Origin of the sequence: Novosphingobium anseongense (assembly GCF_037482895.1) — a bacterium.
Classification (GTDB): Bacteria; Pseudomonadota; Alphaproteobacteria; order Sphingomonadales; family Sphingomonadaceae; genus Novosphingobium; species Novosphingobium anseongense.
On record NZ_JBBHJZ010000011.1, the window covers coordinates 1 to 12,892 of the forward strand.

Below are 12,892 nucleotides of genomic sequence, written 5' to 3' on the forward strand. Positions count from 1 at the left end.
CGGACACGCGGATCAACATCGGCAAGATCAAGAACACGGACGGCCGCATTTCCATTCGCATTGACAAAATCGTCGGAGCCGGAGGCGTGGGGCTGCGAAGCGCAGAAGGGGTTCTAACGATGGATAACCGGCTGTTGATTGCCAATCCGTTCACCGTGCGCCTCAACCGCGGCACCCTGGCGGGAGAAATCCGTGTGGATCAGCGCAAGGGCCAGGCCAAACCGAAAGTCTCGATCGCCCTCGCTCTGCGCGACAGCAGCATCGACGCAATCGCAGGCGGCGATGGATCTGTTGATGCGACGGTTGATGGGCGCCTGCGCCTTGTTGGGACAGGAAGCACGTTGCGTGAGGTGGTGGGGCAGTCGGATGGCACGATTGGCGTGATCGCCCGAGATGGGGGCCTTCCGGCTAAGCTAGCACGCCTCCTCGGATTCGACGTCGGCAAGGGCCTCTTCACCAGCGATGATAGGCAAGCTAGATTGCGCTGCGCTGGCATACTTCTCAACATGCGCCGAGGCGTCGGGACCGCTTCGACGGCTATTGTCGACACCAGCGAAAGCCAGACCCGCGCTACCGGTTCCGTCACGTTTCCCGAAGAACGGATCGCGCTGAATCTGACCGGGGCGCCGAAGCGAAACTCCGTGCTCAGGTTGCCGGGCTCAGTTTCAGTATTGGGGACGATCCGTGAGCCGTCCATCTCCGTTCCAAGAGACGTGAAATCGCTGGGCAATGTGCTCAAGGCCGTGGGAAGGGCGCTTACCGGCAAACAGAGCCCTGAGGCACGGGATGCCGACTGCCGCGCGCTGACGGCGCAAGTCCTACGTTAAACGGGGCGCTCAGCAAGTTGCGATCTTGCGCACCCCGTGGAGGCGAAAAACTGGCGATAACGCCTCGGTGTCGGCCAGGATTGATACTGCAGCCTACAACAAGCCATGGATTGGCGACAAACAGGCGCGGTCGATCTGGCGCCAAATGCGCCAAGGCCGCCGGCCCAGCCATCCCCGCTACGTGGAAGCGCCGTACGTTCATCGTTTTAGGAGCAGCGCATCCCGCGGCCCAGGCCGCCGGCGTCGTGGGGGCACTCAGCAGGCCGTCTGTTCTGTGTCAGCAAGCGGATTCAAAGCTAGAATGGAAATGCATATTGGATGGCAATGATTGCCGCGATGCATGTGATGGCATTTAACGGAAGTCCGACGCGCACAAAGTCCATGTAGCGGTAACCGGCCATTTGGTAGACGATCACATTTGTCTGATAGCCGAACGGAGTTGCGAAAGCCGCGCTTGCGGCAATCATCACTGCAACGAGAAACGGGCGGGGACTGACCGCCAGGCTTTCCGCGAGCGCAACGGCAATCGGCGTTACGAGCACGGCCACGGTGGCATTGGAAAGCAGTTCGGTAAGGATCATCGTGACCACATACAACACGATCAGGGCGACCAATGGGCTTAAGCCGTCAACGCCTGAGATGAGCAAGGTAGATGCCTGCGCCGCAAGACCGCTCTGTTCCATTCCGATGCCGATTACGACCATGCCGGCGATGAGAATCAAGATTTCGGGCCGCAATCCGGAGTAGGCTTGGTCTGCGCTGATGACCTTGAGGAGGATCAGCAAAACGGCGCCGGCAAAGGCCGTGGCTGCGATCGGCGCCACATTCAAGGCTGCCAGGGTTATGGCGCCGATGAACACTGCGACGGCGATGCCAGCCTTCATGGGTTGCAGCGGACGGGGTTCGGCAAAGAGGCTGGCATTCCCTATCTGGGCGCTATGAACCTGGCGTGGATCGACGGGTTGATGCTCGCTGGGTTCTCCTTCCCATTGCTTGCTGAGCAGCCTACCGCTGACCAACAACAGGTAAAGGCCGCCGGCCAGCGCGACGGGCACTCCCACCGGCGTTATCTCGAACAGTCCGAACCGAGGTTGTCCGGCCACCCGGGCCATATCATCGACGAGAAGATTGGTGGACGTGCCGATGAGCGTGCAGCACCCGGTCAAGACGGTAATGTAGGAAAGCGGCATAAGGTACCGCTTTGGCGATTGGCCCATGGTTTTGGCGATGTCGCGGATTACAGGCGCACCGAGCACAACGATCGGGGTGGAATTGAGGAAGCACGAGACGCCGCCGATCATCGTCAACAGCAACCAGATCCCTTTAGTCCCCATGCGCTTGCAAAGGCTTACTCCCAAGGCGATGGCGCGATCGAGCAGGCCGGTCAGTTCCATCGCGTAGGCAATGACGAAGAGGGAAGCGAGTGCCATGATCGCCGGGCTCGCGAAGGCGGCTTGCACTTCAACCGGTCGCACCACGCCGGTCATCAGCAGGATCGCAGCACCGCTAAGCGCTACGACGTCGGCGCGCACCTTGTCCCAGATGAGCGCCGCCACTACCGCAGCGAGTACCAGCAACGTCAGAATTTGATCGGCCGTCATCGACCCTGACTTGACGGACCTGCGGGCCATGTCAACGCGAGGCGTCCTCAAAATGGTGGCGGGGCTGGGACGTGCCAGCGATCTTTGCTAGCAACGCGATATGCGGGAACCCACCCCTCGAACGAGCCGTCTGGCGATATCCGCGGGTATCGCCGTTGGATGCGCACTTGTCGGAGCTGGTTTCGTTGCCGGGCGCAAAACCGCGGCCGTGCCGAAGATGCCGACGTCCGAACTAACTCCGGCCGCAGCCGTCGTATCAGCTCCGGCGGCCGTCGTTGCAGCGTCACTCAGCCGGGCTGACCTACTGGCGCTAGCGGCTTCGGCAGCCGACGCTTTCTCGTCCAAAAATTCGATACCCGCCGCAGTGTCGGCTGCGGCAGGCCGCAGGTTTGATCTTGTTTTGCCGTTCGGATGCGAAGCTCCCGGCGCGCTTGTCAGCACTGGGGCAATGCGCTGGAAGTTCGATCCGACCGCAGGAAAGCTCAAAATCACGATAGATCCGGTCAGGTGGCAAGGTTCGGATGGCGGCGCTGCCGATGACGACGCAGACAAGGGCTTGAGGGGCTTCTGGATCGCACGGCCATGGTCATCGGCAACGACATGCCAATCGGCTCGAGAACTCACTGATGATACAGCTGAACCTCCACTGGCCCCACCGACCCCTACGGTGGGCATTGCCAGGCCCGCTGCTGAGGAAGAGACAAAGGTTCGCGCTTTCGAGTTGGTGCAGCGAGCTGACGGCGAGGATTTTGATCCGCAAAAAGGGTTCCAATTCCGGATATTGGGTCGTTTGCGGGCGGGGTCTGAAGGCGGTCCCCTGAGGTGCCTACAGTTAGGCGGCTTCGAGCAGCGTCCAGTGTGTCTCATCATCGGCACATTCACCGAAGTTAGGATCGAAAATCCAAAAGACGGAAGTGTAATGGCAAGCTGGCCGATCAGCGATGATTTGGGGGAAAGCGCGACGTAAACGCTCGACGTCGGATCTAAGAACCCGATTTGCGCGCAGTCGGATTAGCGAGCAGCGACCTGTCCGTTCGGCCGGTCAGGGGCGAGAAAATCCCGTTTGAAGACTTAGCACGGACACTTTCGAAAGGAACGGGACGGTGCTTTGGAGCTCCGTCCAAAATGCTATCGAGCAGCTCGACAGGATTAAGATCTCGAGCGCCGAGATCCATCAGCGCTTGGGCGAACGCCGTCCAATTAGCGACGGACGTCACGGACAAGGCCGCCATTCACTCGCAAAAACCGCACCCTGGTAGCTGCCACAGAAAGTCATTATCCAGTGCTCCGCCAATAGGGTCTCGGGGCTGTCGCACGGGAACGGTCGTGTCATTCTGCCGTTGTGTCGTTGCGATTTCAACGCTGCAATCGGCCTGGCTGCGCCAGATCACTCTGCCAGCCTCACGTCGCAACGAATTTGGCCGTAAGGCCGAGTTTCTGTCGAAATCTGCGAACGAGGGCGCGTCTTGATCTCCACAAATGATGCCGACCTGGACGCGGCTGAACTGTTCGCCGGCGGCGGCGAGGTCCGTTCTCTTGCGCGCGAACTCGATTGGTCAAAGAGCCCATTGGGGCCGACCACCAGCTGGTCACCGGCAATCCGCACGATGGCGCGGTCGATGTTCGATTCCCCCTTTCCCATCTGCCTGTGGTCCGGTCCCGACTTTGCGCTCGTTTACAACGACCCCTACCGTCGCATCTTGGCGGCCAAGCACCCGGCGGCCCTCGGTAAACCCGGCTCCGTCGTCTGGGCCGAGATCTGGGAAGAGCTCCAACCCCAGTTCGAGGGCGTCCGTGCGGGTGGCGATCCCGTCTATTTCGAGAACTCCCCTTTCATTATGGCACGTCTCGAGGGTGGGGGTACTGAAACCGCCTACTTCAATTACTCGCTCTCGCCGCTGCGCGACGAGGACGGAAGCATCGCGGCGGTGCTCAACATCACGCCGGAGACGACCGAACGCGTCTTGCTGGAGCGCCGGCTCTCCGAAGAACAAATCGCACTGATCTCAAGCGAGCAAGCCTTGCGCGAAAGCGAGGCGCGGCTTCGGCACCTGAACGAAACACTCGAGGCACAGGTCGCGGCGCGCTCTGCAGAGCGTGACCAGTTGTGGAGCCTTTCCCAAGACATGCTGGCGCGGGCCGATTACAGCGGCATGATGTCTGCAGTCAGTCCCGCGTGGACTCACGTCTTGGGCTGGACCGAAGGCGAGCTGCTTTCCCGCGGCTATGCCACCTTCATGCATTCCGAGGACATGCCTCCGACCTTGGAAGCGATCGCGCGGATGGCCGAAACGCGCTTGCCGACCCGTTTCGAGAACCGGATCGCGACCTCTGCCGGCGTCTGGAAGCCCATCGAGTGGACGGTCGCGCCCGAACCGGACGGTTTCAATTTCATCGCCGTGGGCCGCGACGTGAGCGAGGCGAAGGACCGCGAGGCCGAACTGAACGAAGCCCATGAGGCCCTTCGCCAGAGCCAGAAGATGGAAGCGGTCGGCCAGCTCACTGGCGGTATCGCCCATGATTTCAACAATCTTCTGGCCGGCATCAGCGGCTCGCTCGAGATCATCGAACGGCGCCTGGCGCAGGGCCGGTTCGATGGTCTCGAGCGGTTCATTTCTGGCGCGCAATCCTCGGCGCAGCGGGCGGCGTCGCTGACCCAGCGCCTGCTGGCCTTTTCGCGTCGGCAAACGCTCGATCCCAAACCGACCGACGTCAACCGACTGGTCCATGGCATGGAGGATCTGGTCGGCCGAACGGTAGGCCCGGCCATCGCTGTGGAGGTCGTTGGCGCGGCGGGTCTGTGGCCGACGCGGGTGGACGCCGCCCAGTTGGAGAACGCGCTGCTCAACCTCGCGATCAACGCGCGCGACGCCATGCCGGATGGCGGCCGCATCACGATTGAGACGGCCAACAAGTGGCTCGACGACCGCGGCGCACGCGAACGCGACTTGAAGTCCGGGCAATACATTTCGATCTGCGTGACCGACACCGGAACCGGCATCGCTGAGGATATTGCGGATCGGATTTTCGATCCCTTCTTCACGACCAAGCCGATCGGCCAAGGGACGGGCCTGGGCCTGTCGATGATCCATGGTTTTGTCCGCCAGTCAGGCGGCCAGGTGCGGGTCTATAGCGAGGCTGGCAAAGGTACCACGATGTGCCTTTACCTGCCGCGCTACACGGGTGAGTTCTTCGACGAGTCCCAGCCGCCTGAAGGCGCAATCGAGCCGATGGGAGCTGGGGAAACCGTGCTCGTGATCGACGACGAACCGATCGTCAGGATGCTGATCGTCGAGGTGCTTGAAGAAGCCGGGTACTTGGCGCTGGAAGCGGGCGACGGTGCTTCCGGCCTCAAGATCCTGCAGTCCGACGCCCGCATCGACTTGCTCATCACCGACGTTGGATTGCCTGGGGGCATGAATGGCCGGCAGGTGGCTGACGCCGCCCGGCTCGGTCGCCCGGACCTCAAAATTCTGTTCGTAACGGGCTACGCGGAGAATGCTGCTGTCGGAAACGGGCATCTCGATCCGGGGATGGAAGTGATAACCAAGCCCTTCGTCATGACCGAACTGGCGAACAAGATCACCGAACTGATCGAGAGCTAGGCCGGGGGCGCTGATTAGGGTCCAGAGTGGCGGCGCTTGCGGCCGCAATGGCCGCAGTATAGTCTATTATATTCCCTAAAGGGCAGCGAATATATCAAGCATTCGTAACAGATCGTGACAAAGGCGTTTGCCGGATGGTAAAATGTACCATGCGAAAGATTTGACGGCGAGGGCAGTAGGGTCGCCGTGTAGCATATCAGGCGGCATCAATATTTCTGGATGCGAACAAGTCGTTTAGGTGTTGGCTTTGAGCTGTCGAAAAGAATATGCCAAATGTGGGGTTCTTTTCGGGTTTCTTGACGAGTGCAGCTCGTTGATCTGAGTGAATAGGGAGCTTGAAGCGGTCTGCGTCCCTTGATCACCGTGAAAGCGGTAGCAGACTGCTTATGGTTTCGATGTTCCCGACCATTTCAGTCTGCCTCAATGGCTTAACGGCGAAAACCGACATTACGGTGAGTTCATGAAACAGGCGCTGAACCCGCACGTTTTCCCGTAATGGATTTCGCTTCGACGTGTGCCGTTGTTACCGGCGGAGAATCGGGTATCGGCAAGGCCTGCGCTCTGGCACTTGGCCGAGCCCATGCCTCGGTAGCGCTGACCTGGTTTGAGGACGAAGCGGCCGCAGCCGCGGTCATCGCCGAGATAAACGCGGCAGGCGGCAAGGCCATTGCGCGCCAGGCCGATGTCAGCAGCGAAGCCGATGTCGAGGCGCTGTTCACCGCGGCTGAGGCGGTCTTCGGACCGGTGCGGATGCTGATCAATTCTGCCGGGCTCAACATGACCGGGATACCCTTCCAGGACATGAGCCTGGCCCAGTTCGACCGCGTTCTGCGTGCTGATCTCCATGGTCCGTTTCTCACCTGTCGGCGGCTTGTCCGCGGCCTGGAACGGAACGAGGGCGGTGCCCGTATCGTAAACATTTCGTCGATCCACGAACGCGCGCCGCGAGCGGGTGGCGCCGACTACGACAGTGCCAAGGGCGGCCTGGCGCAGCTCACCACGACGCTGGCCCTCGAACTTGCCCCGCGCGGGATCGCGGTGAATGCCGTTGCTCCGGGAATGATTCTAACGCCGATGAACCAGTCGGCGCTCGACGACCCGGGCGAGCTCGAACGAAAGGCGGCTGCGATCCCCTGGGGCCGCGCTGGCCGGCCCGAGGAAGTGGCGGACCTGGTACTCTATCTGCTCTCGCCTGCGGCTGACTATATCACCGGTGCGACAGTGGTGATCGACGGCGCGCTGTCGCTCACTGTCGCGCAAGGAGCCTGACCGTGCAAATCGACTACGTCGTGGAGAAGGTGGAAGTCGTAAAGCTCGACATCGCTCGCGCTGACGGCCTACTGGCGCGGCATGACCTGATGAGCCCCTATGTCTGGGAAGAGCATGGTCGCCAGCACCTGCTGGTACGTGTGCTGAAAAATCCTTTGGGGCCGGATGATGCGACTGGGGTTATCTACGCCGGCACCGCTGAAGACGGCCTGCATTTCGCCATGCACGAGAAGCCCGCGATCGCTCCAGGTCCCAAGTCGGTAGATGCCGGCGGCGTCGAGGATCCAACTGTGGTTACCGCAAATAAGGGCGGGTTGCTGGTTTTCTATACCGGGGTGGATGGTGCCCATGCGCAGGGCTCGCTGCTGGTCGCCAAAGGGGCTGACCTCGATCATCTGCGCAAGCAGAAGGTGTTACTGAAAGCACCCCAAGACGCGGGAAACATCAAGGAAGCGACTGTAGCCCAAGGTGCCGACGGTCGTTGGCGCCTCTTCTACGAGTATGCCCGTGAATATGACGGCAAAGGCGCGTCGCGCATCGGCCTCGCACTCGCCGATGGCCCCGAAGGGCCATGGGAATCGATCGCCGATCCCTTCGGCGTCCGAGCAAGGGGATGGGACAATTGGCACCTGTCGACAGGGCCGATCGTTGCACGTCCCGGCCAGCCGCCAGTGATGTTCTACAACGGCGCCACTGCCGATGCGCGGTGGCGGATCGGCTGGATCGCTTTCGACGAGAATTATTCCAGCATAGTCGACCGCTGCGTCGAGCCTATGCTCGTTCCGCCACCGCCCGAGCAGCGCGCCGGCACCGACATCGCATTTGCTGCCTCGTGCCTGGACGACGGCGAAACGATTTTGCTCTACTTCTCGCTGGAAGACCGGGTTCTGCGGCGAGCACAAGTTCGGCGCTACCCCCAGAATTGAGATGCCTTTTGCAAAGCTAGGGACGGACGGTCAGGCAACTGGTTATCAAATAGCCTCCTCAGATCGTTGGAAGCCAGCCGGTCGTTCAAGCGTGAGTGAGGTGTCTACTGAATTGCGAGTTGCCTTGGGTTTAGCCAGCCTCGACCGGCTGGGTTGCTTCTCTTCCTGCTGCAACCCCTCATCGGCTGACGCGTTGCGTTCTCACCAGACAAGGAGGGTAGAATGAACGACGTTGCTAAAGTGATCGAGGTCGTCGGGACTTCAAAAGAGAGCATCGAAGACGCGATTTCCGGAGCTATCGAGCGTGCCGGTAAAACTGTGAACAACCTCCAGTGGTTTCATGTAACCGAAATCCGCGGCGCGCTCGACGATGGCAAGATCGACCGGTACCAAGTCATCCTGAAAATTGGTTTTGGACTGAACGACGAATAAACGTGAACATAACGTGGCCGGCTGCTCACCTACGAGCCGGCCCATTATGGTTTAAGGATCATTATAACGAGAGTGACCTGTTTAGTCACTTCGACACGGGAGGAGCCAGCCGCTTGCTGTAGCCACGCTATCAGCAAAAGACTTGTGGCGGCTCTGTCCCAACATTTTGGGTTATTGGCCCTACATAGGCGACCAACGGAAGGTGCGATCTTCTGGGGTGGGGCAAGCCCCAAGTGAGCGCACTACTCTGTCTGGGATTGCATCGACAAAGAGGGGCCGAGCGCTCGATCCCCAGGATTTTTCCGCCACCGAACGTGATGGCCTCGGGCCGGAAAATCTGGGGCGGCGCAGTACGCTGACGCAGAACGATGGCATGCCGGCCGATGAGCGTCTCGCAATACGGTCGTCGAAATCGTCTGGTGAGCCGGAAATGCACCAGAACCGGGCTAATTGCGGCAGAAAAGTCTGCGCTGCGTGGATCGGTTTGGCATCACGCACAGCCGGTGTCAGGGCCCGTATTGAGCCTGCTCGCGCGAAACCCGGGCCGCGTCCAAGCGTTGGTCCCAAGATTCTTGATAGCCTGAAGGGCTTCGAGAGCGTTCATCGAATGGTCGATGACGGAAAGGCGAAGTGAGCGGTATGCGCATGGGTCTTCGAAAAATTATGCGCGTCCTCACCTCGGGGGCAATGATCGGTGCTTTGCCCTGGGCACTTGTGCCGGGTCCTCTTGCTGCAGAACCGGTCGCAGCGGGCGCTAACTCGAAAATTGATGCTGACATGGCGCGCCAGGCCGGAGGAGAGATCTACACGTTCTACGCCGAGCGCGGCTATCGTCCCTTGTGGCTCGACAGCCAGGGGCAACCTGGCGCTGGCGCTAACGCGCTGCTCGAACTCATGGCGACGGCCGGCATCGATGGAATCGACCCAGCCCGACTAGGACTCTCCGCCGTGAACGCGGCAATTGGTTCAGCACAAAGCCGATCGCAGATCGACGTGACACGCGCCGAGATCCTCATATCAAATGCCTTCGTCACCTACGTGCAGATGCTCCGGGCGAACGCAGGTGACGCCATGACCTACGAGCACCCAAATTTGCGTCCTCAACAGGTACCCGCCTACCACGTCCTGAAAGATGGCCAGAACGCGGCCTCGCTGGGTGACTACGTGGCGCAGATGCGATGGATGCATCCCCTCTATGCTACCTTGCGCGGCAATCTGGCGACGGCAGGGTACGACGACAGCCTGAAAAAAGCGCTGGTGAGCAGCCTTGCCAGGGTTCGGGGAATCCCCAATTCGCGCAGACAGGTCGTCGTCGATGTCGCGAGCGCAACGCTCTGGATGTATGAGGATGGCAAGCCCGTCGACTCTATGCGCGTGGTCGTCGGAAAGAAAAACACGCCGACCCCGCTTCTTGCCGGTTATATTCGCTACGCCATCACGAACCCGTATTGGAATGTCCCACCGGAGATGGTGGCCAACAACATTGCTTCCAACGTTGTGCGTAGAGGTGTGGGCTATCTCAAAGCCGGCGGCTACCAGGTGCTCTCCGACTGGAGCGCAACCCCGGGTGTCGTCGATCCCGCGACAATCAACTGGCGCGCCGCCGAACGGGGCGGCCTCGACCTCCGCGTGCGTCAGCTGCCCAACGGGGGCAATTTCATGGGCAAGGCCAAGTTCGAATTCCCCAATCCACTTGGTATCTACCTGCATGATACGCCGCAAAAAGACCTCATGCTGAGGTCCGCGCGACAGTTTAGCGGCGGCTGCATCCGGCTTGAAGACGCGCAACGCTTTGGTCGCTGGCTCATGCGCGGCGATTTTCAAACAGAAGCTGATCGGCCCGAGGTCAAGGTCGATCTCCCTGCTCCGGTCCCGATCTATATCACCTACCTGACGGTCCAAGCCGTTGACGGCCGAATGGCGCTAGCGCCAGACCCATATGGGCTCGATCTTCGCCAGGTTCCCATGACGGCATCCGCGCCGCGATCGGGAACCCCTCCAATCTAGGCTTTTCTGCCTTCCCGAGCCCGCACCCGAGATCACCTTGTCAGAGATCCAAGCGCCCGGTGGCGGCGCCTCGACCCATGCGAAAGCAACTCAGGTAACATAACGAAATGGCTCCGTCCCGCGGACGGAGCCATCATCGTTGGCACAAGGTAGCCTGGCCTAAGCCACGACCTTGCCCTCCTGCTCAGCGGGCAGGCTCAATTCACGCCTTAGCCACGCTCGGCCGGGCGAGTGACCTGTGCGGGCGGGGGAGGGGGCGCCGGCTCGTAAACGGGCGCGGGCGGCGGCGGCGGCGGGGGCGGAGTTGGTGCTACGTATTCCTGAACAGGATCCGGTGCGCCTCCCAGGTTGAACGTCAAAGTGCCCATAAGGCTGTGCGAGCGCCAGCGGGTGCGGAGATTGTCACCGTTTGCCGCGACAAGGTCGACATTGGCGGCGTTGAAGAAGCGATACTTGATGCCCACGTCGATCGTGCGCGTCAGCGGAGCGCGAACGCCGGCAATGGCCTGCCAGGCAAAGCCGCCGTCGGAATCGTCGACCACCGGGCCGGCAACCGTGCGAATGTCCTTTGAGACGCGGGCCCAGCCTGCACCGCCACCGACGTAGCCCTGGAGCCCGTCATCGGGTCCAAAGTCTACCAGCGCATTGCCCATGAAGCTGAGCGCGTTGCTGTTGCCGGCAGTGTCCGAGGTGCCCAAGCCTGCCACCGTGAGTGCGCCTGACCTGACCCGGCGATACGAGGCTTCCGCTTCGAGCCGCACGGCGCCGAGATCATAGCCGACAATGCCGCCGAAGTCGTAGCCGTCTACCTTGAGACCAAGATCAGTACGATCAGCGTTGAGCCTCGCAGCGTCATTGACGCCATTGAGATCAAACTTGAAATCGTCAACGAACATGATGCCGCCGTCGAGTTCGATGTAAAGCGCCTTCTCCCGAGCCAAGGCTGGAGTAGCGATCGCCGTGGTGGCGGCGAGCGCGAGCCCGATGAGTGTTCTTCGCATGTTTGAGATCCCATATCTAACTGATCGACGATCAGCGGCACATGGGAAACAGCAGTCCCGAACCGACGTTCCACACGTCACTCGACTTTTGCCGAATGTGATTTTTATGTCACAGCTGTGGAGTGGCGGGAGGCGACAGCGTGCACAGTGGTCCCCGGCCAGTTTCTTCCAGATCCGGAAAGCCGATAGTGCGGGCAACTATATACCTACGTGCGCGAGATCGCGCTCAGGATTGCCTGCTCCACTGGCGAGGAATCGCCAGCGGCCCGGCACAAGGAGATCGGGCTGCATGGCATCAGCGGAGCCTGCGCCGTCATGCGGGGTGTTGTGCCCCGATGCGGTGGAGCCGCGTGAACGAGAAAAGGATGACATAAATACACCGTGCCCGCCTCTCCCACGGCCAGCGCTTCGTCCCTGCCGGAAGAGCTGCCAAAATTGTCGGCGAGCAACTCGCGCAAGATGAGCCCGTCCTCGTTCGCTGGGCTCGGCTCGGTCGGCAATCGCTGCAACTTAGCCTCCACACGTGGGCTTTCTTGGCGAGTTGAGCTTGAGATCGAAGTCAAAAACAATGATCCCGCAGTCTCGGACGGTCATCACCGGCATAGCGTCACTCGCCACCCATTCTCGGCCGGGCGGTAGTGCCAGCGTATATAAAACCCATATCTTTCTCCCAGGCTTGGCCCAGGCATAGAAGCGCATGTACGAAGTGAGCGGTGCAGCCTCCTGTGGCAGCTCGACCGCCTGTTCGATCAGGTCCATCGCACGATCCTCGCGCTCGCCCGCGATCGCGGGACTGGCCAGGAGCAGCGTCAGTATCGTCATGGGTATTTGTCTCATGGGCACAGGCTATCAGGCAATTCCGGAGCTCCAGCAACAACAGCAGTCACCGCTGATCGCATTCCGCCTGATCGGCACCAAGATCGACGCGGTTCTGGTGGCGTGGCTGAAACTGATCAGCAGATCCATTTGCGCGAGTAAGGCAGACTGTTCCGGCGTCTTCCGTCGACGAAGCGGACGTGGAGAAGTTCGTTCCGACGCCTCAAGAGCTGCCTTTCCTTCATCCCACAAGCCAATGCGGCACCTAGGTAGTCTCCAGGTGTCGCAAAACGAGCAAGGCTGACGCAAATGACCTGAAACGAACGGCTCGCTCCATGTCAGTACGACATGAAAAGGGTTGCGTTCACATCGCGGCGCTGCCCCCGGAGGACTGTGCTGTAGACCACC

The 12,892-nt window shown here is 60.7% G+C and carries 10 protein-coding genes and 1 pseudogene; 8 read left to right on the forward strand and 3 right to left on the reverse strand.

What is annotated here, in order from left to right; all coding sequences use genetic code 11:
- A pseudogene (locus tag WG901_RS23620) lies at nucleotides 1–827 on the forward strand (AsmA-like C-terminal region-containing protein); the annotation flags it as partial.
- Nucleotides 828–1,123: 296 nt separating this feature from the next.
- Here the strand turns inward: WG901_RS23620 and WG901_RS23625 are convergent.
- Nucleotides 1,124–2,428, reverse strand: a complete 1,305-nt coding sequence (locus tag WG901_RS23625) for an SLC13 family permease (RefSeq protein ID WP_339589601.1) — start codon at nucleotides 2,426–2,428, stop codon at nucleotides 1,124–1,126.
- A gap of 448 nt (nucleotides 2,429–2,876) precedes the next feature.
- Between WG901_RS23625 and WG901_RS23630 the strand changes: the two genes are divergently transcribed.
- The 6 genes from WG901_RS23630 to WG901_RS23655 all read left to right on the forward strand — a co-directional run bounded on the left by WG901_RS23630 (nucleotide 2,877) and on the right by WG901_RS23655 (nucleotide 10,667).
- Nucleotides 2,877–3,395, forward strand: a complete 519-nt coding sequence (locus tag WG901_RS23630) for a hypothetical protein (RefSeq protein WP_339589602.1) — start codon at nucleotides 2,877–2,879, stop codon at nucleotides 3,393–3,395.
- 499 nt (nucleotides 3,396–3,894) lie between these two features.
- Entirely contained in the window at nucleotides 3,895–6,033 is a 2,139-nt protein-coding gene (locus WG901_RS23635; protein ID WP_339589603.1) for an ATP-binding protein, read from the forward strand.
- A 495-nt stretch (nucleotides 6,034–6,528) separates the two neighbouring features.
- Nucleotides 6,529–7,302 carry an SDR family NAD(P)-dependent oxidoreductase gene (locus WG901_RS23640; RefSeq protein ID WP_339589604.1) on the forward strand — a complete coding sequence of 258 codons (774 nt, stop codon included), beginning with the start codon at nucleotides 6,529–6,531 and terminating at the stop codon, nucleotides 7,300–7,302.
- A gap of 2 nt (nucleotides 7,303–7,304) precedes the next feature.
- Nucleotides 7,305–8,228: a glycoside hydrolase family protein gene (locus WG901_RS23645; RefSeq protein WP_339589605.1), complete on the forward strand. Its 924-nt coding sequence runs from the start codon at nucleotides 7,305–7,307 to the stop codon at nucleotides 8,226–8,228.
- A gap of 222 nt (nucleotides 8,229–8,450) precedes the next feature.
- Nucleotides 8,451–8,660, forward strand: a complete 210-nt coding sequence (locus WG901_RS23650; protein ID WP_339589606.1) for a dodecin — start codon at nucleotides 8,451–8,453, stop codon at nucleotides 8,658–8,660.
- Nucleotides 8,661–9,299: 639 nt separating this feature from the next.
- Nucleotides 9,300–10,667: a L,D-transpeptidase family protein gene (locus WG901_RS23655; protein ID WP_339589610.1), complete on the forward strand. Its 1,368-nt coding sequence runs from the start codon at nucleotides 9,300–9,302 to the stop codon at nucleotides 10,665–10,667.
- A gap of 209 nt (nucleotides 10,668–10,876) precedes the next feature.
- On the opposite strand, the gene WG901_RS23660 is transcribed toward WG901_RS23655, so the two are convergent.
- Both WG901_RS23660 and WG901_RS23665 read right to left on the reverse strand, forming a co-directional pair.
- On the reverse strand, nucleotides 10,877–11,668 hold the full coding sequence (locus tag WG901_RS23660; RefSeq protein WP_339589607.1) for an outer membrane protein: 792 nt from the start codon (nucleotides 11,666–11,668) through the stop codon (nucleotides 10,877–10,879).
- Nucleotides 11,669–12,178: 510 nt separating this feature from the next.
- Nucleotides 12,179–12,490 (reverse strand): hypothetical protein, encoded by a 312-nt coding sequence (locus WG901_RS23665; RefSeq protein WP_339589608.1) that lies wholly within the window; start codon nucleotides 12,488–12,490, stop codon nucleotides 12,179–12,181.
- On the opposite strand from WG901_RS23665, the gene WG901_RS23670 reads away from it, so the two are divergent.
- Nucleotides 12,489–12,788, forward strand: a complete 300-nt coding sequence (locus WG901_RS23670; protein ID WP_339589609.1) for a hypothetical protein — start codon at nucleotides 12,489–12,491, stop codon at nucleotides 12,786–12,788. The two genes, WG901_RS23665 and WG901_RS23670, sit on opposite strands and share 2 nt — an antisense overlap.
- Nucleotides 12,789–12,892: the final 104 nt, after the last annotated feature.

Bases quoted from the DNA above. Each gene is read 5' to 3' on its own strand.
- WG901_RS23625 (WP_339589601.1), bottom strand. From the start codon at position 2,428: ATGACGGCCGATCAAATTCTGACGTTGCTGGTACTCGCTGCGGTAGTG.
- WG901_RS23630 (WP_339589602.1), top strand. From the start codon at position 2,877: ATGCGCTGGAAGTTCGATCCGACCGCAGGAAAGCTCAAAATCACGATA.
- WG901_RS23640 (WP_339589604.1), top strand. From the start codon at position 6,529: ATGGATTTCGCTTCGACGTGTGCCGTTGTTACCGGCGGAGAATCGGGT.
- WG901_RS23650 (WP_339589606.1), top strand. From the start codon at position 8,451: ATGAACGACGTTGCTAAAGTGATCGAGGTCGTCGGGACTTCAAAAGAG.
- WG901_RS23655 (WP_339589610.1), top strand. From the start codon at position 9,300: ATGCGCATGGGTCTTCGAAAAATTATGCGCGTCCTCACCTCGGGGGCA.
- WG901_RS23660 (WP_339589607.1), bottom strand. From the start codon at position 11,668: ATGCGAAGAACACTCATCGGGCTCGCGCTCGCCGCCACCACGGCGATC.
- WG901_RS23670 (WP_339589609.1), top strand. From the start codon at position 12,489: ATGGGTATTTGTCTCATGGGCACAGGCTATCAGGCAATTCCGGAGCTC.
- WG901_RS23665 (WP_339589608.1), bottom strand. From the start codon at position 12,490: ATGACGATACTGACGCTGCTCCTGGCCAGTCCCGCGATCGCGGGCGAG.